This is a genomic window from Legionella massiliensis (genome assembly GCF_000756815.1).
In the GTDB taxonomy this organism is placed as follows: Bacteria; Pseudomonadota; Gammaproteobacteria; order Legionellales; family Legionellaceae; genus Tatlockia; species Tatlockia massiliensis.
The window spans coordinates 1201636-1224899 of the sequence record NZ_CCVW01000001.1; the positions used below are offsets into that span (position 1 = coordinate 1201636).

The window sequence follows — 23264 nt, forward strand, 5'->3', positions numbered from 1 at the left end:
AACGAAGTGTGGTAGCATCAGGGTCTTTTTAATCAGGAGAGTAACAAATGAAGCGTGTTAGTGGGATTTTAATCGCGTTAGCGTTAAGCGTTTTTGGTTTCAATGCGTTTGCTGATGGTGCAAAAATCGGAGTTGTAGATTTACAAAAAATCATGCAAACATCCAGCCAGATGAAAACAATCCAACAAAAACTCGAAAAAGATTTTAAACCTCGCCGTGACAAACTAGTCGCAATGGAAGAAGGTTTAAAGGCTGATATGGAAAAGTTCAAGCGTGATAGCGCTGTTATGAGCGATACACAAAAGAAAGAACTTGAGAAAAAAATTGTTGCTACTCAACAAACCTTTGAAAGAGAAGGCCAACAATACCAACAAGAATTGAGTACTGCTCACAATGAAGCTATGGAAGAGCTCTACGCTAAAATCCGTAAAGCGATCGCAAAAGTTGCAGAAACTGACAAATACGACATCGTTTTACAAAAAGATGCAGCTCCTTTCAGCTCTGACAAATTAGATATTACTGACAGTGTAGTGAAGCAAATTGCATAATAAGTGAATCTTTTGTGTATACCCTCGCTGAGTTGGCAGATCGCTTAGATGGTTGCTTGTATGGTTATGCTGAGCAACCTATCCGCAGTGTTGCCTCTCTGAGCCGTGCCACTAAAACTGATCTGTCCTATTATGATAATCCTAGCTTGCGAGAGTCGTTAATTGCGACTCAAGCTGGCGCGGTGCTGTTGACGGAGACTAATGCTAAGCATTGTCCGGTTAATCTCATTGTTGTTGCAAATCCCTTACTCTCAATGACAATTGCTACTGAACTATTAATGCAGGTTGGCGATCGTGAAGAGGCAGGTATTCATCAAACAGCGTCAATAAGTTCCTCGGCCTTAATAGGAAGTCAGGTTGGTATAGGCGCAAATACTGTTATTGCTGAGGAGGTTTCTCTTGGCGATGGCGTGCAGATTGCTGCAAATTGTGTCATTGAAGCAGGGGTTAGTATTGGACAAGGAACCCTGGTTCATAGCGGTGTATATGTCCACAGTGGTTCAAAGTTAGGTGAGCGTGTAGTAATTGAAAGTGGAGCGATTCTCGGAGCTTCTCCATTTAATAGTATAAAGATGCAAGGGCGCTGGCATTCTGGACCTGCAGTTGGGGGTGTGATCATCTCTGATGAGGTTCATCTAGGCGCTAATACAGTTATCGCCAGAGGCGCTCTTGGCGATACTTATTTAGGGAAAGGCGTGCATATCGATAATTTAGTGCAGGTCGCCCATGATGTGACTATCGGTGCAAACACAGCGATTGCGGGTTGTGCCGCAATAGGCGCCTATGCCCGAATTGGTTCGCACTGTATTATTGGGGGCGCTTCGTGTATTGCTGCTGAAGTGCACTTAGTGGATGATGTTGTTATAACGGGTATGTCGACTGTGAGTAAATCCCTGTCTAAGTCAGGTGTTTATTCTTCAGGTATTATGGTGAGCGAACATCAAAGATGGCGACGTAATGTTGCGCGTTTCCGCAGACTTGATGATTACATGATGCGGCTTACCAGGTTGGAAAAGGAATGTAGCAACGCTCATAAATAGATTTAGATAAACAAACCAAACCTATGAGCAAGCGTAAAACTATGAATTTAAGTAATAGAGCAAGGGTGCCAAAACCTTGATAACTGGCTGGATTTGCGTGCAAGCTGCAGCAAGCAAAGCTGTGAATGGTAGAGGTATGAGCTATTACGAATATAATGAGAGCCTAAGGTATGAGTGAATCAATAGATATAATAAGAATTCTTGATTTATTACCACACCGATATCCATTTATCTTGGTGGACCGTGTTTTGGAATACAAGGAGTTTGATTATTTAGTTGCGACTAAAAATGTAACGATTAATGAACCCTTTTTTATGGGGCATTTTCCAGGTAACCCAATAATGCCTGGTGTGTTAATGTTAGAAGCTTTGGCTCAGGCCAGTGCTATTTTGTCTAATTTATCGCGCACAGCTACAGAAGGGCATGAGTTTTTATATTTTTTTGCGGGGATTGATAATGCTAAGTTTAAGCAAATTGTGACCCCGGGTGATCAATTACGATTAGAGGTTAAATTAGTTGGCCAAAAACGTGCTTTTTGGCGGATGCATGGCGAAGCATTTGTTGGTGACAAGCTTGTCTGCTCTGCAGATTTAATGAGTGCAGCGAAGGAAATTAAAAGTGATAGATGAACGTGCGATGATCCACCCCTCAGCTAAACTGGCAGAAGGGGTATCGGTAGGTCCGGGCACCGTTATTGGTGCGGATGTGGAAATAGGTGAAGGCACCTGGATTGGCCCTCATGTAGTTATTCAAGGTCCTACCGTAATTGGGAAGAACAACAAGATTTTCCAGTTTGCCTCGGTTGGTGATGAGCCACAGGATATTACCTACAAAGGGGAACCAACTCGTTTGGAGATTGGAGATAACAACGTTATTCGTGAATACTGCATGATTAGCCGTGGCACAGTAAAAGGTGGCGGAATCACGCGTCTGGGTAATAGCAACTATTTGATGGCTTATTCACATATTGGCCACGATTGCATGCTAGGTAACAATATCATTATGATTAATTATTCAGCGCTGTCGGGTCACGTTATTGTTCATGACTTTGCAACTATCGGTGCTTATGCTGCAATTCATCAGTTCTGCCATGTTGGTGCCTATGCATTTATTACACGTGCTACCTATATTACTAAGGATGTTTTACCCTATGTGATGATTGCTGGTAATACAACAGCAGCCTGTGGCCTTAATACAGTTGGTTTACGCCGTCGTGGTTTTTCTGCTTCTGCAATTGAGCATCTGCGTCGTGCCTATAAAATCATTTTCCGTAAGGGATTAACGGTGCAACAAGCTGTCGCTGAGCTGGAGCTTATGCAACAGGATTGTCCTGAAGTTATTCCTATGATCGATGCACTAAACCAATCAACTCGAGGTATAGTGAGGTAAGCATGTTAGACTCTCAATTGCTGCGTGATAATCCACAATCTGTCGCTGAGCGATTAAAACAACGAGGATTTCATTTTGATGTTGATGCCTTTGTTGCCTTAGAAGAGCAAAGAAAAGCCCTTCAAGTTGCTACTCAAGCTTTGCAAAATGAGCGGAATCAGCGCTCAAAAGCAATTGGTCAGGCAAAGGCTCGAGGCGAAGATATTGAGCCTATGCGGGAAGAGGTAAATCGACTTGCTCAGGAATTAGATAGTAAAAAAATAGAGTTGGAGCAGGTTTTAGAACAATTAGAGATAATAGTTTTAAGCTTACCTAATCTACCACACGAATCTGTACCTACGGGCGCTGGCGAAGATGATAATCAAGAGGTTAGGCGCTGGGGAACAATTCCACAGTTTGATTTTACGCCTAAACCCCATGACGAATTAGGCGAAGCCTTAGGGCAAATGGATTTTAGCCTAGCCGCTAAAATCACGGGTAGCCGTTTCGTAGTAATGAAAGCTCAGTTAGCTAGACTTCATCGAGCCTTAATTCAATTTATGCTTGATATTCATACCCAGGAACATGGCTATCAGGAAATCTATGTTCCTTATATCGTGAATGCTGACAGCTTATTAGGTACAGGACAGTTGCCTAAATTCGAAGATGATCTATTTAAGTTGCGCGGAGAGCAGGATTATTATCTCATCTCAACCTCTGAAATTTCTGTTACAAATACTGTGCGAGATACCATTATTGCCTCAGAGTCCTTACCAATAAAGCATGCTTGCCATTCTCCCTGCTTCCGTAGTGAGGCCGGCTCTTATGGAAAAGACACAAAGGGAATGATTAGGCAGCATCAATTTGAAAAGGTTGAGCTTATTTGGGTAACCAAGCCAGAAGACTCTTATAAGGCTCTTGAGCAACTCACTCAGCATGCCGAAATTATCTTGCAACGCCTGAATTTAGCCTACAGAGTGATTGTTTTATGTACAGGCGATATGGGGGCAGGTGCTGCAAAAACCTATGATTTGGAGGTTTGGCTACCAAGTCAGAATCGTTATAGAGAAATTTCTTCCTGCTCGAATACTGAAGCTTACCAAGCTCGACGCATGAAGGCACGATACAGACATCCTGAAACAAAGGAAACAGAGTTAGTCCATACTTTGAATGGTTCTGGCCTGGCAGTAGGCCGTACCTTGGTGGCAATTATGGAGAATTACCAAGACAAAGATGGAAATATTCATATTCCTAAGGCTTTGCAACCTTATCTGGGTGGTTTAGAACTTATCAGACTTTAGGATTAACCTGGCGGAGCAGCTGTATTTGACTCAGCTTCTGAGAAAATTAGGAAAAAGCGCAGAGTGTTAAGGCTGCGCTTTTTTTGTCTTATTGTAATAAGGTCAGGCTTAGGTCACGTCTCTCCTTGTCTCAACACTACGTCATCCAGAGCGCAGCGAAGGATCTCCTGAAGGGACATAGTGCTAATCCTGGAGATCCTTCGCTGCGCTCTGGATGACGTTGCGTTAGGGGGGGCAGGACTGATCTCTAATGCCTTATTTTCTCAGAATGCACCCAATTCTGGATTGTAAACTCCGGTATTTCACGGATAGTCTAATTTTATTCAATGGATTATTATTCATTGAGTTCAGGATGGATATTCAATGTATCGGGTGTCTATCTTGAAAGTACCGTTAATAATTAATAAGGATTATAAGATGAGTTTTAAAATATTGGGTTGTACTGCTTTCTTAGGCTTTTCCTTAATCTGTCAGACAGGATTTGCTGCTGAAACCATGGTATTTAAAAATGAAAATGGCTCTGTTTTGGAATTGTCGGCAGGAGAAAATTCTACGGTTAGCGGCTATTTTACGACAGCAGTAGCAACGAAAGAATGCCAACAAGCTGTTGGGCAAAAAAGACCTGTTGTTGGCTTTTTAACAGGGAACGCCTTAACACTGAGTATTGCTTATCCTGATTGTGGTTCTGCTCTGAGCATTATTGGTAATTTAAAAGATGATAATAAAGCGATTGATACGACCTGGGTCGTTAGCCATCAATTAGCTTCAGCAAAAAACCAAGGCTTAGCCGCACAATTTATTGGTCATAATATTTATCAGCGTATTAGCTAGTCATATTCTTAGCTTAATAGATCGCTTCTCCTAGATTCCGTCATCCCGAACGTAGTGAGGGATCTCCGGGATTAGCACTCTGCCACATTCAGGAGATGTCTCTCTACGTTCGATATGACTTACTTCTTTGGGAGCGCAGCGAGAGATCTCTTGAATGCACACCGCGTTAATCGGAGATCTTTCACTGCGCTCTGAATGACGGTGCATGTGAAGGCTGCTTATCGCCCTCATATTCAAACAAAACTCATTTAAATTGATCAAAAATTAAACAATTATTCTATAATTAAGGAGACCTTTTTTTTTATTCTTTTAACTGGTGCATAAGCTCCAATAGGAAAAGATGGAAAAGATGTATTTAATCAATCAGTTAAAGCTATGGATAAGCGAGTTATCACCTGCGGAAACAATGAATAGTCGGCAGTACAGACTAATCCATATAACAAGTTTGGAGCTTATACTTGTTAGTTTCTTCTTGATTTTTATTAACGTCTCCTGGGAGCTGTGGCTGATGCTCTATCTGGTTATCGCCGCTTGTTTCTTAATCGGGATTAATTTAGCGCTATTAATAATCACTAAAAATACCCTTCTCTGTGGCCATATATTAACTTTCCTTGCTTTCGTGGCGACCAGTTTAGCCAATTATTGGATGGGGGGAATATCGACCTCTTACTTTGGTTGGTATTACGTTGTTCTGATCATTGCTGCTGTGACCATCAATTGGCCTGGTTTAATCATCTACTCGATAATGTCTTTGATAATGGTCATGATTTTTGCAGCTCTTAATATTAGCCCAATCTATACCTTGTCAGATTCCAATGCTTTGATAATGAGTTTTCTTAATCGCTCCTTCTCCTTTTTTATAATTATTTCATCCTTATATACCTTGCTTCGCGAAAATACAGAATATGAAAAAGCACTTTGGGAACATAATTACTTATTGCAAGCCGATAAGGACAAATTCCACTATCTGGCGCGTTATGACACCCTAACAAATCTACCTAATCGCGCATATTTTCAAGCTTATATTGATACTTTAATGGAAGGAATCAATATAAAGACTCATAGTGTAACCGTGTTCTATATGGATTTGGATGGTTTAAAAATTGTCAACGACCGCTATGGCCATGATGCCGGTGACTCGCTGCTGCTACAAGCAGGGAAACGTTTACAGTCCTGTTTTCGTGATAATGATTTTCTAGCCAGATTAGGCGGCGATGAGTTTACAGCAGTTATTAGCCACCTTGTCGATGAGCAAACTCCCCAACTTATAGCCCAGCGCATCCTGCAAGAATTTGCTCGGTCTTTTGACATCGACTCGAATCAAATTCATTCGACTATCAGTATTGGCCTTGCAACTTATCCCTCAGATACAGTGACGGTTGATCAATTGATTAACAAAGCAGATCAGGCGATGTATCGAGCGAAAAAGGCTGGAGGGAATACCTATCGAAATTTTGCAGCCAAAAAGCTCTTTGTAGATCTTTAGCGAACTCCGCTTAAACTTGACATTAATCGAGGCGCACCATAGCATGCATATACTTTTTGCAACACCAAATGTAGGCAAAAAACATTTGGCTTCGGGCGAAATGACAATTTGAAATCAGAGGATTAACAATGTCGGTTGACCGTTTTAGAGCTTTAGTTAAAGAAGATTTTGATGCTGTAAATGCCTGCATCATTGACAATATCCAGTCGCAAGTTGGTTTAATTGATGATTTGTCGAGTCATATAGTTCAAAGCGGCGGTAAACGTTTACGTCCATTAATAGTCCTATTAACAAGCCATGCCTCTAATTATCAAGGAAAAGACCATATCACCCTGGCGACAATGATTGAATTTTTCCATACAGCTACCCTGCTTCATGATGACGTGGTTGATGAGTCAACATTAAGACGTGGCCGTGAAACGGCAAATGAAATTTGGGGTTCGAAGGCGAGTATCCTGGTTGGTGATTATCTGCTCTCTCAATCAATGCGAATGTTGGTGAGTGCGAATAATCGACAAATATTAGAACTAATTGTCGATACTGTTAACCAAATTAGTTGTGGGGAAGTCAAACAACTTGCCAATCGCCACAATGTTTCCTTATCCATCGAAGATTATTTTGATGTTATTCGTTCAAAGACCGCATTATTATTCGCGGCCTCAGCCAAAATTGGCGCGTTCCTGGGAAATCTTGGCCAGGAGGCGGCAGACAGTTTATATGCCTATGGACTGCATCTGGGGAATGCCTTTCAAATTATCGACGACACACTTGATTACTGCTCTGATGCTAAAACTATGGGGAAAAATGTAGGTGATGACCTAGCCGATGGGAAGCTCACACTCCCTTTAATGCACGCTTTACAAGAGGGTACTGCAGAACAGCAGCAAATAATTAAGATAAGCCTTCAGCAAGAAGGGGGTCTGAAAAACCTTGATAAGATATTAGAAGTGATTGAAGATACCAACGCTATAGAAATCTCGCGTAATTATGCTGCACATGAGGTTGAGCGCGCCCTGTCTCATTTGCAAGTTTTACCAGATTCCATCTACAAACACGCACTTGCAGAACTCGCGCAATTTGCTCTAGAACGTAATCATTAATCGGAGTGTAGCTCAGCCTGGTAGAGCACTGCCTTCGGGAGGCAGGGGTCGCAGGTTCAATTCCTGTCACTCCGACCAATTAAGTCAATGGGTTATTTAATGCGCCGTCATATTGATTGAATAATAAAGTGCATATAAAGTGCAAGTTTATTGAATCATGGTGATTAATACAGAAGAGATTAGTTGTATTTTCCATTTTAAGTGGCTGCTATGATTATCTATAGAGCACCATAATTCGTAAACTATCATAACAGACAAGTTTGATTGTATTTTTCGATTTTCCTCTTAAGAGAAACTACTCTGCTAGAAATTATAATGCAGTAGTTCAGTCCACATAAAATACCAACATGAAATATAATTATACACAAAGAGAGAATATATCCGGAGAAATCCCATGATATTATTAAAAAGAATCTGAACTTGCGGCAACTGTGCGTGACTAGGGACAGCCCCGTTGTATAGCCTATAGCCTCGATGATTTTAAGAGGTGGCCTTATAATAAATGACACAGTAAAACTAGACGCGGTGAAACAAGCCTTTGGCCATTGGCGAGCTACTCGGACAAGACGGGGACGAATTCCCCAAGAGCTATGGGAGCAAGTCAAGGGATTATTGGTTGATTACACGCCTTCAAAAATAGGTGTTCATTTAGGTATCAGTCCCATCCAAATTAGGAAAAAACTAGAGCTTCAAGAGAATAGAAACTTGCAGTTGAGCCGGTTGACTTCAGGAAAGGCATCGATACTCTAAAAGCGCTATGCTGACAAAAGCTGCTTGATGACCCATTTAGCGGTACTGTATTTGTCTTTACCAATCGTAGCCGAACCTCTGTAAAGCTGTTGGTCTATGATGCGAATGGATTCTGGCTCTGTTTAAAACGGTTTAATCGAGGAAATCTGTCCTGGTGGCCCACAGGAGAAACTCATTCGATTCAGATACGCGCCAGTGAGTTGGTGATACTGCTTGCCCAAGGCCACCCGATTAAAGCAGGCCTACCAGACGATTGGCGCTCTATTGCTTAGGCAGCCATGGAGGATTCCAACAAAGCCTTGGGGGTCTCATAACACCAGGGAAGCCAGGCTTTAGGCTTTTTAATAATGTGGTCTTTGTGCACCTGCAGAGCAATCAGGTACTCAAAGGGATTGATGCCAGCAAATTCACAGGTATAAATAATACTGGTTAGGATGCCGCCTACCATGGCGCCATATTCAGTCTTATAAAACAACCAGTTGTTACGTCCTCGGATAGGGATTTTTAATCCCTGCTCCATATTGTTGTTATGGATAGGCGCACCAGAGGGTTTTGTCGCAGAAAATTTGAGACTCTGTAAGTGTTTCGAAATTTTTTGGAGTTCGGCAATGCTTAGTTTCAAATGGAAGCATTTCAAACAAGATGTGATCTTGCTGTTAGTCAGATGGTATATAGGCTATTCCCTGAGCTATCGTGATGTTGAGGAGCTTGCTCTGGAGCGTGGCCTGAAAGTAGACCATTCAACCATTAATCGCTGGGTAGTTGAATATTCTCCACAACTGGAAGAAGCTTTTCGCAAGCGCCACAAGCGTACCACAGGAGGTTCCTTAAGGGTGGATGAAACGTATATTAAGGTGAAGGGACAGTGGATGTATTTGTATCGCGCAGTGGATAAAGAAGGCCATACGGTTGATTTCATGTTGTCAGAGAAACGGGATGAGCTGGCAGCCAGGACATTTTTCCTAAAAGTCATTGGTTCAAGCGGTATTCCGCAGACAGTGGCCATGGATAAGAGCGGCGCCAACAAAGCTGGCATTGATACCATCAACCTGCATCTGGCACTGCTATTCATGCTTGGCGGACTTTTCGTTCAGATCAAAGTGAGGCAGGTCAAATACCTCAACAACATTGTGGAGCAGGATCATCGGTTCATCAAGAAAGTCACCAAACCCATGAAGGGATTTAAAGAACTTCACTCGGCCAAAGCTACACTGGCTGGTATTGAACTCCATCACATGCTACGAAAACAACAGCATCTACAGGCAGAAAACCAGTCCATCTTCGAACAGTTTTATGGCCTTACAGCATAGCTGCATCCAGTATTTATCCTGCCTCGCTCTAAACAATTTTTCGCGACAAAACCGGTGTATTTGGCCGAACGTTTACGATTATTTAAGAGCAAATGAGTTACTACGCTATCCCAATATTATTCCTTTTCAAAACCTGCCCTATCGGTGTCCAGCATTTTCCCCTGATAAATCACAGACTGCTGAACTTATTGAGTTTCCCCAAAGCTAAGTTTGGAAGTTACTAGGGTATATAGTTAGTCTTATGTTGGTCTTCTAAGCTAAGGCTGGGGTTATTTTTAAAACCAAAAAAGGTGTTTATAAGAGCACCACATATTTGATCGAGTTGCTTTGAAGATAAGGCCATCGGCTTAACAACAGGAGTGGGCCTTTGTAAAGCAGCGAGACGCTCCTCTGATTTTTTTAATTCAGGATAGTTAAAAAGCAGGTAGTCTATGGCTAATACCCCTGTATTACAGTTAAATAATGATAAAGGGGTAAATTGATATCCGATTAATTGTGGAAATAAACAAAGGGTGTTCAATTGAGTATTACTCTTTTTCAGTCCATTGATGAGTGTAGTGGCGGTATCAATAGACGCTTGGTTTTCTTTGTTGCCTCCCCATAAGATTGCCTGAGTTTCTTCTAAATCAATGTTATCTGTACTGAACTCCTGTAGCATCTTTTCGAGGCTTTTTTCTAGGGCGGGATTGTCAAAATAACAATGCGCCATAAGTGTTTTTTTAGTTGTAGGATGATAAAGAATGAGTCCTATACAGGGGCCTAATCCAGATGTCTCAAGAGTGGCATCCTCTGAACTTGGGGTAGTTATGAGATATTCATCAACGTTTACAACGACAGAAGAGGTTGCAGATCGTTGAAATTGTCTTTCGCTATCATAGAGATCATAGGATACGGAAAATTCATTATAGAAGAAGGTGGTTTCGTCAAAAGTATCTGGCTTGATTTTTAGATCAGCGTTAGATTCTGAGTTTATACCTTGAATTTTACAAATTTGGTGCATAAGGCTCTTACAACTTCAATTGCCCATTAATTATACCGACTATTCATGGTTTGTGCAATCGCCGTGGTGATAGGTCACCTAATGGGATCAAGGGCAGCGTCAATTTAACAATGGGCTAAACTGTCTTTAGTTTACTTGGAGAGAAAGATGCTAAAGACGAAGCCCAAAAGATATCGCTATCCATTAGAGCTGATTAGCATAGCATTATGGAGCTATCATCGGTTTAATGACAGTTACCTAGAGGGGCGTTGTTGAGGTGTGGCAATGTTTACTGAGCGGGATTAGCTATTCTCTATGTTTTCCCCCTTCGTCCAGTGATAAAGAATTGGGCCAGGCTCTGAGTTGTTTTTTAACAGCCTCAACACACACATCAGGCCTATAACTAGTTCTTATTGATTCGTGGTGCGCAACATGCTATATTTATTGCATGATAAAATCATTTAAACACAAAGGTCTTAAGCTCTTCTTTGAGAAAGGCGAATATTCCGGTATTCAAGCCAAATATCGAAAAAGATTAAGGTTACAACTCAGTGCGCTTGACACTGCTCAAGTTATTGAGGATATGGATTTACCAGGGTATGGCTTACATAAGCTAAAAGGAGACCGTAAGGATTGTTGGTCTATTATTGTAAATGGTAACTGGGGTCTTACTTTTGAGTTTATTGATGGCGATGCTTATATTGTTAACTACGAGGATTATCACTAATGGCACAATATAATCCCCCACATCCCGGGGAGTTTATTAAAGAAACCTATATTGATCCCTTAAACATTAGTTTAAGGAAAGCGGCTTTAGATCTGGATGTTGCTCCATCGACCTTTTCTCGGTTGATCAAAGGCGAGTCGGATCTTTCGCCTGAAATGGCATTAAAGCTTTCTAAAGCATTTGGCAGAACACCTGAAAGTTGGATGCAAATGCAAGCAAACTACGAGCTTTGGAAAGCAAAGCAGACAATTAATTTAGATCGCGTCCATGTCATTTATTCTCATGCTCAACAAGCCTGAGCCCTTGGATCTACCCTGAATTCATTTTTATAAGATAGCAAATTTGATTTGAAAGTAGGCATTAGCTAATCACAAATGACAGACAATTTATTTGTAGATGCCAGGAAAACTATCTGTAATTCTTACGAGAAAACTATGAACAAAAAAATCGCTTTGCTGGTACTCGGACTATCTACCTCAACTTGCTTCGCTGCAGTTTCCTTAGAGGGAAAATATAATTGTCACGGTACGGAAATTGTGTCAAATACCTCTTTTGGCTGTGAAATGCTGATTAAAAAAACCGGCGAAACCTATGCGTCGACAGCAAGCTGCGATGATGGCAACGCTTATCAGGGAAACGCCGTTTACGATGAAAAAAAACAGATCTTAGCTACTGGCTTTATCAACCCTAAAAAAGCTGAAGAAACTGGAGTTGCTATCAGCTATGTGAAGGAAGATGGCAGTTTGCAAACTGACTGGACATATATCAATGAGACCACCATTGGCCACAGTTTGTGTATTAAGAAGAAATAAGCATGGCAAAAGCGATAGCGTAACGAAAATTGGCTTCTTTTGATTACATTGATAACGGTGTCGCTGTATCAAAGCTACATTTTATTACTAATCAGTCGATTACTTCTTGATTTAATCGCGACAAAATGTCCTCTATCGGCAAGCCCATCACATAGTAGTAAGACCCCTCTATATCTTTAACAAAAGTATCCTGCACTTGCTGAATGCCATAAGCTGCAGCCTTGTCAAAGGGCTCCCCTGAATCAATATATTCCAGTATTTGCAGTTCACTAAGCGAATGAAAGCGAATACGGGTTGTTGTGTAATCAACCTACCATCGCTGTTCTGGTAAAAAAATCAGCGCGTAACCGGTATAAACTTCATGGGCTTTGCCGCTTAGCAGACGCAACATTCGATAAGCATCCTCACGGTCTTTGGGTTTTTCTAAAATATGATTTTCATAGGCCACTGTAGTATCTGCAGCCAGGATTAAATCCGCACACTCTTCCCCAAGCTGAGATAAAACAGTCTGCGCTTTTTCTCTGGCAAGCCGAGTTACATAATTTTTAGCGTCTTCACCATTTTGCAGAATTTCTTCGATATTGGCAGGCATAACAACAGCAGATAAATCATGCACCTGCAAGATTTGTAAACGCCGTGGTGACGCACTGGCGAGAATTGTTTTTAATTGATGATTCGCTTTCATGTAGTTCAACGTCTAAACCAATTTCCTCGTTGTCTTGTATCATGAGTACTTTACAAGTGCAATGAAAGAGGATGTCTTGAAATACATAAATGATTATCAAGAGGACAACAATGACAAATTCACATGGAGGGCGTCGTGAGGGTTCTGGGCGACCCAAGAGCGAAGGAGTAAAACTGGTCAGGGTACCACTTTCCAAAATAGATGCGGTGCTCGCAGTACGCGATCGCGATTACCATCATACAATGCCACTCTATTCAAGCAAAGTCGCTGCGGGCTATCCTACACCGACTGATGACTCTATCGAAGAGGGAATTAATTTACAAGAATTTCTGGTTAAAAAGCCGAGTAAAACCTTTGCGGTTAATGCAAACGGCGATTCCATGATTGATGCCGGAATTAAATCAGGCGATATGTTAATTGTTGATAGTAGCCAGCCAGGGAAAAGCGGGCAAATCATCATTGCTGTGGTTAATGGCGAACTCACTGTTAAATTTTTATCGATTCGGGCAGAGCAAATTTATCTGTTGCCAGCAAACCCTCTTTTTTCCCCAATAGAGGTCTCTGAAGATGCGGACTTCAAGATTTTGGGAGTCGTGATTCACGTTATTCGCACAATCTAACCTTTCGTTTTAAGCAAAGAATGAAAAAGAGGGGGCCACTACTCGTGGATTCCTATTGTCCAAAATTTGTAAGAGAGAGAATGAGATGTCAAAATCAATTAAACGTATTTTACTGGTAGAAGACGAGCTTGAATCACAAATAATCATCGAGCTACTACTCAATCGCCACCCTAGTCAGATTGATATAGTCAGCGACGGGCTAACAGCTCTACAGAAAGCCTGCCCAAAATCCTACGATTGCATTTTTATGGATTTGGGCTTACCCAAATTAGGCGGTATCCAGGCGTTCATGACAATCAAAGACGTATTTAAAACCCGCGCCTTAATTTTGCCACCTGTGATTGCCATGACTGAATTTATTAATTACCCGCTCATTGAGCAATGCTTCGAATTGGGTATGGTCAGTGTTCTGTTTAAGCCACTTAAAGAGCGTCATATCGATCAATTGTTTGCACGTTTGGCAGAATTAGAAAAGAAGAATGAACGAAGCAATCATGCCCCTAAAAATACAGTCATTAGTACTGGGCATAAACCAATTTTAAAGAGCGTGAAATCTGACTCAGAACCATGCCTATTAGGAGTGCAACGGTACTCGTCATTCTTAATGGGAGCGAAGAGGTTATAATTTTTATTTTTGCCTTGTGACTGCGTTTACTTTGGATACAATAGCCGTACTTCAAATGTTGATGGATCGACATGCTTCCTCTAGCAAATTGCAAAATTTATCTTGAATTCTCAGTGTTTTTACTGCTGTTATTTAGTGCGTTTGCAATGGCATTTGCTATAGACAGACAACCAATCTATGTTCCTTGCCTAGAGGTTCTCCTCTGTTCTTTAATCATTGTTTGGTGACGTGAGAGAAAATTTATACAGGATGTGCTTAACCTATTATTCATAATTTTACTGATTATGATTTTTGTTACCATAAAAAATCCATGTAGCCTATTATTTGCGGAGGTTGCTCATGTTAATACAGTCAAAGAAGCTACTTTAAATCAATCCGCACGATACTTTATAGTCAATAATTTGTTTTTAGATAAAAATCCCCATCAATATTGGGGTTTGAAGTCCTCACAACCGAAAACGTACGCTAAGGTAAAAACCGGTGCTATTTAAATTCAATACGACTCATTAACGCGCATTTTTATTTATCAAACATTGCTATTTAGCTCATTTATATATTTTTTAATTCATTATAAATCAATTGGTTAGATCTTGGCGTGCGTTTTCGGTTGTGAGGACGGCATCGTCAACTTAACTTTGAGCTAAACTGAGTTCGATTATGACTCGACAGAGCCCGCTGCATCTGTTTTCCTAAACTATTTTTACGTCATGTATTGTTAAGTGGATACAGCTGGTAGCCATCATTCTTCTTTATGATTTTTATAGTTGATCCAATCTTCATCGTGAGTAAAAATATACTCGCAAGCGCGTTGGATAAAATAATCTTTATATGAAATTTTTGCCCAACTGCAATAATCCTCGATCTCTTTTAGAACAGATGTATGAAGTCGAATACGTAGTTGGATTTTATCATTCTCTTTTTCTTGATAAATCAGCATATTAGGTTCTCCCATTAACAAATAACTTATGATAAATCAATCATATTCAAGACGAAACATATGGCACATACTTTTAGGGTGCAAGAGACTAAACCCCAGACGAATTCAGCCCCAGGAATCCTTAGTTATTTATAGAATACTGAACTTCGCCAATGTTACGATTTTTTTGCACAATATAATCGCTTTGAATCGATTTATCAGTATGCTCACAATAAGCTAATTTATTTTCTAAAGTATACTGAATTTTAATGACCCTGCTGGGTAAAGTAATTGTATAAAGGACAATCTCACCTGCCATTGGCACTTCTTCACTAGTACCATTAATTGTAAGTATTTGCTCCGATTTACCCTTTAATTTTTCAAAAAATTTAGGCTGGATGGCTGCTCCAGTTAAGTTATTTGTTGTCATTAACAAATCATCAAGAAGATTATTTCTTAATCTGATTATAAGCCCATCGCAAGAGGGGGCTGCTGAGACAACGCTTGTCCACAAAGCTGATGCAATAAGGGTTATTTTTAATTTATTCATTTTATATCCTTTTGTCTTTTAGTGACAATTAAAGTTAAACATTAAAGCCATTTAAAGTCAACAATAGATTGACATTGCCGTCACCACAAAAAACAAATAAATGCCACCAACTATTGACAATGTTGTCATTTAGTGATGAAAATATATTTAATTCATCAACATGGGGCTTAAAATGAATAAAAAACAATGTGGTTGAATATTTTAAATAATCGTTTTTACAGAGAAACAATTATAAAGATAGGGGAAGTTGCTAGTTTTCATCGCTACTCCTCTTTAAATTTCAGTAATAAGTTTAAAAGAGGAAAAAAGTTACAAGCCATATTATTATCGGAGGAAGCGCTGGCTAAGTAATTTGAACACAAAGGACTGAAACGAAGATAGTATTGAACAATTATTATTTAGATGCAGTAACTACTGTTTTAATATAAAAGTAGAAGGAGTCTGATATGAAAAAGGATAATAAATTTCACACTATTGAACTAATCAATGATCTTTTCAAGCAAAATGGCCAAAAAGAAATCCCTGATATAAAAGAAATATGTTCGAAAGCTAATACCAATCGTAACACGGCTATAAAGTATCTTTATGAATGGTGGGAAAACTATTCAAGCGGAAAAAATGGTTTACTAAATTTTAAATTCGTAATAAATAGCGATGAATTGGAACAAGCTCTGGCGCAATTGCAATGTTTAGCTAAAGAATTAGAGGTTCATTATGATTCTCTAAATTATCTTTCTAATCAAAGCTACCCTTTAGGAAATTTTATTCTTCACTCGTTACAAGACATTGAACATAAGCTAATTAGTAATTATGAATATCTAAGAGAATTAAAGGAAGATAAAAAAGGAGTAGAAGAACAGTTAAGTGATGCCTTGCATGAAAATAGACGTTTAGAAGAAATGCAGCGTATTACAACTAGAAAGCAAGAGCAAATACAAGAACAATTAGATGCTAAACGAAGAGAGATTTTAGCAGCAAAACATCTAATTAAAGCATTAAAGCGTGAAAAAAGGAGGCCTACCCAGAAAGACATTTTTTACAATTACAATGCTATAAGTAGATAAAAGCATTGAACTAACCACTGTACAAACCCGAAATGCTTACCCTAATTTTGCAATTAACTATGGGTGAGCTTTGCTGAACCTCATTTGCTGCGCGCCATGGAAGGCTGAAAGCCGAGGCGCGTAGTCCGCGATAGGCTGTTATTTTTTAATCAACCGAGGGATGTAAAAAAAATCTATCTGCAGCCGTAGAGTCGTTATTTGAGATTGATAACGTACCTCTTTTATCACAAATCATACAAAATGGATTCTGTATACAAGTTAAAATGGTTTATTTCGATTCAACATGTTCGTAACTTCGGGCTCAGTAGAGCTTATTGCATTGATGTGCTAAATGAATAGCCTGTGGGCAAATTAATTTCCAGTTATCCAGGAGAAAGCAGTTAAGTCTTGGACTCAACTGCTTTTTCTAGGTTTAACTCAAACACATTTGTAACTTTGCATTCATTTTCTGTTCATATCTTGCGCAATCAGTGGGCGTTAATATCACTCCATTTCCTGGTTGAACTGTTTTAGCTTGGCCAGTGGTTTTTGATACAATCCCTTTCTTAGCTAAATCTGCTGTAAATAGTTGTGCTTCATTCTTTGTTTTGAAAACAACAAGGGCATTTGTTTGACCTGCAACATTCTTATCGATCGATGGAACGATGGTTGCAATCCCCTTCGCAATACCTTGTAGAAAGGTACTTTCGTGCTTAATTTTATTGTATTGTTGCTGGATAGCTGTTACATCATCTTGCGTTAATACAATTTTATTATCAACCACTGCTTTCTTATTCCCAGTCGTACTAGAGCTAATCCCCATATTAAAAAACTGGGTGCTCATTTGTTCAGCTTTATCATTGTTGCTAAACGATAACACCAAATTCGTTTTTCCTGTCTTCTTATCAACAGAAGGACTAATGTTAGCCCCGCTCACAACGCCTTGAAGAAAGTTAATTTTTTCTTTGATTGCTTGATGATGTTGCTCAATAATTACCGCATCCTTTTCTGTTATTATAATTTTGTTATCTTCAAGAATGTCTTTACCCTCACCAGGTCTTGTATTACTACCAACTTTCATAGAGAGGAGTCGCTTAGACATGAACTCTGCTTCTTCTTTGCTAGCAAAATTCAACAGTAGATTGGTTTTGCCATCCTTCTTACCAATGGACGGTTCAATATTTTCATTTCTCATCTGAAGGCAATTTATTGCAGCGTCTTTAAGCATAATAGCTACTGTTTTATCAGGAGTTTTGGGCGCAACCATCATAAGAGCCATTTTTTTATGAGAATCTGAGGGGAGAGGTAATTTAGGAGTTTTTAGCTGATGTTGTTTTTCAATATTTATTAAGGCGTTACTTACGATTTGTTTTTCTGCAGTTAATGTACTGGGATCTACTTCTCCCTTTGCTACTTTAAACACTGGGGCATTATTCCCATAAGGCAAATAAAATTTGCGATCTGCTAATGACTGATTTTCATTCATTACTTGTTTTAAACACAAGCCTTGAATTTTTATCGCCTGCTCTTTAACGTTGGCCTCATAACCCAAATAAACCCCTGATCCTGGCAATGTAAATATAATAGGTTGGTTAGGATCTTTATTAGCAATAGCTGCGAAAACATTTCGATACATAGTTAAGACTTGCTCAGCATAGGCTTGGGCTTGAAATGTGCCTTTTACAAAACACTCCTTTTGGTATTTTAAATCTGGGGCAGCCACTAGTATCTGATCACATTTTTTACCATTAGGACCAGGCACATTAGAAACATCAATAGCACCTCTTTGCAACAGAAAATCATGATATGCTTGTGAATAATGAATATCCCCCTTATCACTTATAGAATGTGCAATACCAGGAATACTTGCAAGTGCAAGGGGGCCAGCATAAGTGTCTCCAGCTTGTTCCTCTTGGGCATCGCCTGTTTTTTCTGTTCGATATAGAGAACCACCAATATGCTCAGCATTCGCAGCAATCAGCATAATGGGTTTTGATTTGGCAAAAGCCGCCTTTTCTATTGCAAGATTACCACCATCAATTGCCCCGAATGTCTCAAAATTAATAGTAGGCTTGTTATCCATCAATGATATTGCTGGTTTAGCTACGGGCGCGTTGTAACGTTGTACTTTGATTTCTTTTCTATAATTATCAAAATTTTTCATAAAATCTTCAAAAACCTCTACACGTTCTCTCCACCTTGCAACAGGCTGGCCGCTGACTGATATTGGAGGTGGATTTTGATTTTTGTTGAGTGTTTTAAGATAACTATCTAATTTCGCTTTCATAATTAATGTTCCCGTAAATAGTAAAGTACTAACTTTATTGTATTGCTTAAATATTAAGCAGTGGTTTCATTAGCTACGCATTTTGAGAACTAAACCCATGCTAAAAAACAGATAAATTCTCAGGAACATTGATGAATGGTAAGTAGATATGTTTAATTTTTAAGTTTTGGATTGCGTGCGTATGTCAATTGGACATACTCAGCTATAAATTTAATTTGCGATAGATAACGTACCTTATCTTTCACAAAGTAACAAAATCGCTTAAAATGCCATTTAATGATCCCTTGAATTCATTGAGCGCGAAAAATGATTGAAAATGAAAAAACTCAAATGTTTGTGATAGATAAGATTAATCATCCTTTGGCTGTACATTTTGACACCAATTCGCTTTCAGCTTGGTTGTCCTATTATTACTCAGTGCATGTGAAAGGGGCACCTGAAAAAACGGAACAAGCGAAAATGAAGGATTTGTCTAAATTTGTAAATTTCTTTCAAATAGAAGTTGGACATGACTTGGTTGATAGTTGGACGCCAGCGGTAAGCAAACAATTTCAACGACAACTTTGCCAAACAGTTTCGGAAAAAACAGGAAAACCTTATAAAGCGACTTCGGTCAATCGCACAATGGCAACGATTCGTCATGTGGGTCGTTGGTTACATAAACAACACCCATTACTAGCAGGAGATCCGCTAGCCCAAGTTAAAGATTTGCAAACGGATTCGCCAGATTGGAATGGCCTTACCTCCAAACAATTGATGCGCTTAAAATCAGCTTGTGAGCAGAGGCTTAAAAGTTGTACTCGTAAAAATCAAAATCCATTAATGGAAACAGCTATTTTTTATACTTTGTTGAGTACAGGTCTTCGTGAGTCAGAATTAGTTTCGCTAGATGTTTATCAATACCATAGCAAGGGACTACATCAGGTCATGCGACATAAGTCAAAGCGAATTTCAAATAAAATCCCATTGCCGCAAGAGGCGAGGGGAGTACTCGAAAGTTATCTTAAAGAGCGAAGCCCTGAGCCAGAAGAGCCATTATTTGTGAGTCGCTATGGAGCACGTCTTAAGACCTTGGATGTGTATCGGATTTGCCAGCGAGTATTAAAACAAGCTTTGGCTTTTTTACCTGACCATGAAAGATTTGCATTTACTCCACACAAATTAAGACATACTTTTTTAAAGAGGGTTACTGATAAACACGGCGTTCACTTTGCACAGGAAATTAGTGGTAATGTGTCAATAAAGGAAATTTTTCGTTATGCCAAGCCAAGCCAAGATGAGATTCAATCTACAATTGAGGAGTTATTTTCAGTTTAATAATCTGTTATCTCTTAACGGTATTTAATAGTTAGGAAAATTTTATGGGTCTCGATTTAGTTCAATATGAACAACTATGTGCAAAACTTAAGTCTAAAAAGATTTATACCTCTAAATATGGATTGAGATTTATTAACTCCATAAAAAAGGAGCTTAATCCTTTTGTATCTTATGACGGACTACCAAATATAAGGAATTTCTTCTTTGAAATTGTACCCATTGTACGAGTCGCTCAGCACTTAAATTATTCCCATTTTACTTATTTTGGAGCGAATTTTTCTTTTGATGGCTTATTAATAGATAATAAAAATAAAACGTTGAGGCACATTGAGTGTACGAGTGCTATAGATGGTGCAAAGGCAGAGCTTCTAAATCAGCATCTCATAAAATATGAGGAAGCTCCAGCGTATGATAAACCATTTACTAATAATAAAACAAAAGCATCAGGCAAAAGACAGGTATTGTTTACTCCCAGCCAATCGCATAAGGATGAGGATTTGGTAAATTTAAATCTAAAATTCTTAGTAGAGGACTCTATAAACAAGAAAATCAAAAAATCTTATGATTTTAAAAACGCAGTTCTTACGATTGTTTTTGTAGAGGATGGATTATGGAGAGTATATGATAGCATTTACCAGATGCTTGATAGTGTTATTGATGCGCATATGGATCAACTTAAAGATTCACCGTTTAGCGATATTTTTTTTATTGGTTTTAGAAATTTTTTCTATACACGATCTTTGAAATTGTAAAAAGCTTAGTTATTAAGAGAGCCATTCTAATGGTATCTATTTCCCTGCGATTTAAATAATATTGACTAAAAAGCTTCCTAAAAACGAAGGGTTTGTGAACGTATAAGCTGGGGCTTTGGATCTCAAAACCTTATAATGAATCAGCTCGATAACACATTTCATTAATCATAGTTAGATTTTAAGGCAGCGATAAAAATTATCGAACTTGTGCCTACTTACAGAGGAGGCAGATGTTCGCTCCAATGTAGTTTGCTCCTTAATGTCTCAATGTATGTTTGATGGAGTTTAGTTTATTAGCGCCATTTACTCTTAAGTCATCTCCTAAGCTCATCGTGGTTATAGGTATCTGTATTTAGCCATTTAACCTATTGTAAAACCAGATAAATCCTTTTATTACGTGACGTAAGAGTACAAAATTTTCCCTAATTATTATAATAAGACTAAAATTAAAACAATAAACTTGAAAAGAAAATTTAAAATAAAAATACGGGTTATAGAAAAAGGATTTACATGAATAAATATCAGGTTTTACCAAATAAAAAGGGAGAATATTTTTTAGGCCCGCAAAAAAATTATGTGCTTACCAAAAAAGCTTTACAACATATTATTTTAGGGGATTTTACTTCTCAAAAGATTAAAAATAACGGTTCAAGTAAGGAGATTATCCGCCTTGCCGGAGGGCTTCATACAGTAAATGGTTGGTTGTCTTTTAAAAAAAAACTTAATCAGATTGTTCATGGCAGGTTTTACGATCCAAATTTACATAATGATTGGTATTTTGCTAAAGAGTTACAAAATGGAGTTATTTTGCTCAAGTTGCCGATGAGTATATTTAAATCAAAAGCAGCAAAAATAACTAAAAATTTAGAGGTATATTATAAATCTGGCTATCTATGGAAGACATTGTTTCCCAAACAATTCTCCACCTCAGAAATTGTCGCGCTAATAAATGAAGCATTAGAAAAAACTGATAACGAAGAAACAAGTAAAAATATAATTACGGGATATGCTTTAACCGGCGATGATACCTCTGCTATAAAGATATGCATAAGTCTTCATGGTAATAATATAGGTACTGCTTATCCTACTTGGGGGCAACCAAATAATAATAATTTTGGTAGTCCTTTTTCCTCTATTGATTCAATGGGTTTTATTTTATCTTTAGCGGCAGAGATTTTTGATGAGGATCTTTTAATTAATAAGGTTTATACAAGGTTTCCCACGCGTCCAAATTATCAAGAGATCACTAAAATTACCCCTAGCATTCTTTCTGAGAGACCTATAATAAATAAAAATTTATCTTTGCGTAGATACTTAGACAAAAGAAAGAAGGCAATCGAATTAGTAGCTATAAATATATCAGAGGGAAAAGTAGATGATTTAATTAATTATTTATATGATTTTAGTGTGAGTAAAGATCCTGCTAATTTAATGATTTATGAATATGCTGAGAATTTATCTAAAATACAAAAGAATTTTAAATTTAAAAATATGTTATCTATATATCAAAATATACATGAAATATTTTTTTTGCTTTTTAAATATGATAATCACCATAAAACACAATATTCTTTGCAGATGATGGAGTATTACCTGAAAAAGAAATTTATTCATTTTGATGGGATTGATGGATGGGAAAGTAAAAGAATATTTAGTTTATTTATTGACATAGCGATTAATCATCATTGCTCTGATTCAGTAAAATTATTCATAGATTACTTGTCGGTCGCTCCTTCTCGTATTGCTGCGTATATTTCATTTAATTCTGAGTTTGCGGCGGAGCTGCGTGACTAAAGACATCTCTGTTATTTAACCTATAGCCTCTATGATTTTAAGAAGTGGCCTTATGAAAAGTGGCATAGATAAACTAGACTCAGTCAAACAAGCGTTTAAACAGTGGCGAGCAACCCGAACAAAGCGTGGATATATCCCTGATGAGTTATGGGAGCAAGTTAAAGAACTATTGTCTGATTATACGCCTTCAAAAATCGGTATTCATTTAGGACTCAGCCCCATCCAAATCAGGAAAAAATTAGAGCCTCAAGAGAATGGATGCATGCAGTTTGTCGAGGTAAAGCAACTTGGCTTAGACGTTCTCTCTAATAATGATAAGGTCTGTAGTGTTGAAGTTCATCGTCCTTGTGGCAGTATACTGAAAATCAATGCAGTACCTATGCAAATGGCATCAAAGCTGATGCTGGACTTCATGGGCTAACG

26 protein-coding genes, 1 tRNA gene and 1 pseudogene are annotated in these 23264 nt (G+C 38.6%); 22 read left to right on the forward strand and 6 right to left on the reverse strand.

Going from position 1 to position 23264, the window contains the following annotated elements:
* Positions 1–47 precede the first annotated feature (47 nt).
* The 11 genes from BN1094_RS05140 (at position 48) to tnpB (ending at position 8696) form a co-directional block, all read left to right on the forward strand.
* Entirely contained in the window at positions 48–548 is a 501-nt protein-coding gene (locus BN1094_RS05140) for an OmpH/Skp family outer membrane protein (RefSeq protein WP_043873239.1), read from the forward strand.
* A 14-nt stretch (positions 549–562) separates the two neighbouring features.
* Entirely contained in the window at positions 563–1588 is a 1026-nt protein-coding gene (gene lpxD, locus BN1094_RS05145) for a UDP-3-O-(3-hydroxymyristoyl)glucosamine N-acyltransferase (RefSeq protein ID WP_043873240.1), read from the forward strand.
* A 170-nt stretch (positions 1589–1758) separates the two neighbouring features.
* Positions 1759–2217: a 3-hydroxyacyl-ACP dehydratase FabZ gene (gene fabZ, locus BN1094_RS05150; RefSeq protein ID WP_043873241.1), complete on the forward strand. Its 459-nt coding sequence runs from the start codon at positions 1759–1761 to the stop codon at positions 2215–2217.
* Entirely contained in the window at positions 2207–2977 is a 771-nt protein-coding gene (gene lpxA, locus BN1094_RS05155; protein WP_043873242.1) for an acyl-ACP--UDP-N-acetylglucosamine O-acyltransferase, read from the forward strand. The genes fabZ and lpxA overlap by 11 nt, the downstream gene beginning before the upstream one ends.
* Before the next feature lie 2 nt (positions 2978–2979).
* On the forward strand, positions 2980–4257 hold the full coding sequence (gene serS / locus BN1094_RS05160) for a serine--tRNA ligase (RefSeq protein ID WP_043873243.1): 1278 nt from the start codon (positions 2980–2982) through the stop codon (positions 4255–4257).
* A gap of 417 nt (positions 4258–4674) precedes the next feature.
* Positions 4675–5088 carry an avidin/streptavidin family protein gene (locus BN1094_RS05165; protein WP_043873244.1) on the forward strand — a complete coding sequence of 138 codons (414 nt, stop codon included), beginning with the start codon at positions 4675–4677 and terminating at the stop codon, positions 5086–5088.
* Between the two features lie 340 nt (positions 5089–5428).
* A complete protein-coding gene (locus BN1094_RS20065; RefSeq protein WP_245614182.1) occupies positions 5429–6574 on the forward strand; it encodes a GGDEF domain-containing protein in 1146 nt (381 codons plus the stop codon).
* Positions 6575–6702: 128 nt separating this feature from the next.
* Positions 6703–7674, forward strand: a complete 972-nt coding sequence (locus tag BN1094_RS05175; RefSeq protein ID WP_043873245.1) for a polyprenyl synthetase family protein — start codon at positions 6703–6705, stop codon at positions 7672–7674.
* 1 nt (position 7675) lies between these two features.
* A tRNA-Pro gene (locus BN1094_RS05180) sits at positions 7676–7752 on the forward strand.
* 396 nt (positions 7753–8148) lie between these two features.
* On the forward strand, positions 8149–8424 hold the full coding sequence (locus BN1094_RS05185; RefSeq protein ID WP_218054612.1) for a hypothetical protein: 276 nt from the start codon (positions 8149–8151) through the stop codon (positions 8422–8424).
* A gap of 20 nt (positions 8425–8444) precedes the next feature.
* Positions 8445–8696, forward strand: coding sequence for an IS66 family insertion sequence element accessory protein TnpB (gene tnpB, locus BN1094_RS20275; protein WP_081935013.1), 252 nt, complete (start codon positions 8445–8447; stop codon positions 8694–8696).
* On the opposite strand, the gene BN1094_RS05190 is transcribed toward tnpB, so the two are convergent.
* The gene (locus BN1094_RS05190) at positions 8693–9046 is read right to left on the reverse strand and encodes a hypothetical protein (protein WP_052403142.1); all 354 of its coding nucleotides are present in this window, start codon (positions 9044–9046) and stop codon (positions 8693–8695) included. The genes tnpB and BN1094_RS05190 overlap by 4 nt on opposite strands.
* On the opposite strand from BN1094_RS05190, the gene BN1094_RS05195 reads away from it, so the two are divergent.
* The gene (locus BN1094_RS05195; protein ID WP_043873246.1) at positions 9033–9734 is read left to right on the forward strand and encodes an IS6 family transposase; all 702 of its coding nucleotides are present in this window, start codon (positions 9033–9035) and stop codon (positions 9732–9734) included. The genes BN1094_RS05190 and BN1094_RS05195 overlap by 14 nt on opposite strands.
* 220 nt (positions 9735–9954) lie before the next feature.
* Here the strand turns inward: BN1094_RS05195 and BN1094_RS05200 are convergent, their stop codons facing one another.
* Positions 9955–10734, reverse strand: coding sequence for a hypothetical protein (locus tag BN1094_RS05200; protein ID WP_043873247.1), 780 nt, complete (start codon positions 10732–10734; stop codon positions 9955–9957).
* A gap of 427 nt (positions 10735–11161) precedes the next feature.
* Here BN1094_RS05200 and BN1094_RS05205 point away from each other — a divergent pair, with 427 nt between their 5' ends.
* The 3 genes from BN1094_RS05205 (at position 11162) to BN1094_RS05215 (ending at position 12252) form a co-directional block, all read left to right on the forward strand.
* The gene (locus tag BN1094_RS05205) at positions 11162–11440 is read left to right on the forward strand and encodes a type II toxin-antitoxin system RelE/ParE family toxin (protein ID WP_043873248.1); all 279 of its coding nucleotides are present in this window, start codon (positions 11162–11164) and stop codon (positions 11438–11440) included.
* On the forward strand, positions 11440–11739 hold the full coding sequence (locus BN1094_RS05210; protein WP_043873249.1) for a HigA family addiction module antitoxin: 300 nt from the start codon (positions 11440–11442) through the stop codon (positions 11737–11739). The genes BN1094_RS05205 and BN1094_RS05210 overlap by 1 nt, the downstream gene beginning before the upstream one ends.
* A 135-nt stretch (positions 11740–11874) precedes the next feature.
* A complete protein-coding gene (locus tag BN1094_RS05215; RefSeq protein ID WP_043873250.1) occupies positions 11875–12252 on the forward strand; it encodes a hypothetical protein in 378 nt (125 codons plus the stop codon).
* Between the two features lie 91 nt (positions 12253–12343).
* On the opposite strand, the pseudogene BN1094_RS05220 reads toward BN1094_RS05215, so the two are convergent.
* A pseudogene (locus tag BN1094_RS05220) lies at positions 12344–12937 on the reverse strand (nucleoside triphosphate pyrophosphatase).
* Positions 12938–13047: 110 nt separating this feature from the next.
* On the opposite strand from BN1094_RS05220, the gene BN1094_RS05225 reads away from it, so the two are divergent.
* Both BN1094_RS05225 and BN1094_RS05230 read left to right on the forward strand, forming a co-directional pair.
* The gene (locus BN1094_RS05225; RefSeq protein ID WP_043873251.1) at positions 13048–13557 is read left to right on the forward strand and encodes a LexA family protein; all 510 of its coding nucleotides are present in this window, start codon (positions 13048–13050) and stop codon (positions 13555–13557) included.
* Between the two features lie 85 nt (positions 13558–13642).
* Positions 13643–14182: a response regulator gene (locus BN1094_RS05230; RefSeq protein WP_043873252.1), complete on the forward strand. Its 540-nt coding sequence runs from the start codon at positions 13643–13645 to the stop codon at positions 14180–14182.
* Between the two features lie 739 nt (positions 14183–14921).
* Here BN1094_RS05230 and BN1094_RS05240 read toward each other — a convergent pair.
* Complete coding sequence (locus tag BN1094_RS05240; RefSeq protein ID WP_043873254.1) at positions 14922–15119, reverse strand: hypothetical protein; 198 nt, start codon at positions 15117–15119, stop codon at positions 14922–14924.
* A 121-nt stretch (positions 15120–15240) separates the two neighbouring features.
* Positions 15241–15648, reverse strand: a complete 408-nt coding sequence (locus BN1094_RS05245; protein WP_043873255.1) for a hypothetical protein — start codon at positions 15646–15648, stop codon at positions 15241–15243.
* Positions 15649–16094: 446 nt separating this feature from the next.
* Between BN1094_RS05245 and BN1094_RS05250 the strand changes: the two genes are divergently transcribed.
* Positions 16095–16712 carry a hypothetical protein gene (locus BN1094_RS05250; protein ID WP_043873256.1) on the forward strand — a complete coding sequence of 206 codons (618 nt, stop codon included), beginning with the start codon at positions 16095–16097 and terminating at the stop codon, positions 16710–16712.
* Positions 16713–17124: 412 nt separating this feature from the next.
* On the opposite strand, the gene BN1094_RS05255 is transcribed toward BN1094_RS05250, so the two are convergent.
* Positions 17125–18978, reverse strand: coding sequence for a hypothetical protein (locus BN1094_RS05255; protein WP_043873257.1), 1854 nt, complete (start codon positions 18976–18978; stop codon positions 17125–17127).
* Between the two features lie 306 nt (positions 18979–19284).
* Here BN1094_RS05255 and BN1094_RS05260 point away from each other — a divergent pair, with 306 nt between their 5' ends.
* From BN1094_RS05260 to BN1094_RS20070, 4 genes are all read left to right on the forward strand, one after another.
* Positions 19285–20295, forward strand: coding sequence for a tyrosine-type recombinase/integrase (locus BN1094_RS05260; RefSeq protein WP_043873258.1), 1011 nt, complete (start codon positions 19285–19287; stop codon positions 20293–20295).
* A 44-nt stretch (positions 20296–20339) separates the two neighbouring features.
* The gene (locus tag BN1094_RS05265) at positions 20340–21047 is read left to right on the forward strand and encodes a hypothetical protein (RefSeq protein ID WP_043873259.1); all 708 of its coding nucleotides are present in this window, start codon (positions 20340–20342) and stop codon (positions 21045–21047) included.
* Positions 21048–21557: 510 nt separating this feature from the next.
* Entirely contained in the window at positions 21558–22841 is a 1284-nt protein-coding gene (locus BN1094_RS05270) for an EndoU domain-containing protein (protein WP_043873260.1), read from the forward strand.
* A 52-nt stretch (positions 22842–22893) separates the two neighbouring features.
* Positions 22894–23262 carry an SIR2 family protein gene (locus tag BN1094_RS20070; protein ID WP_245614184.1) on the forward strand — a complete coding sequence of 123 codons (369 nt, stop codon included), beginning with the start codon at positions 22894–22896 and terminating at the stop codon, positions 23260–23262.
* Positions 23263–23264: the final 2 nt, after the last annotated feature.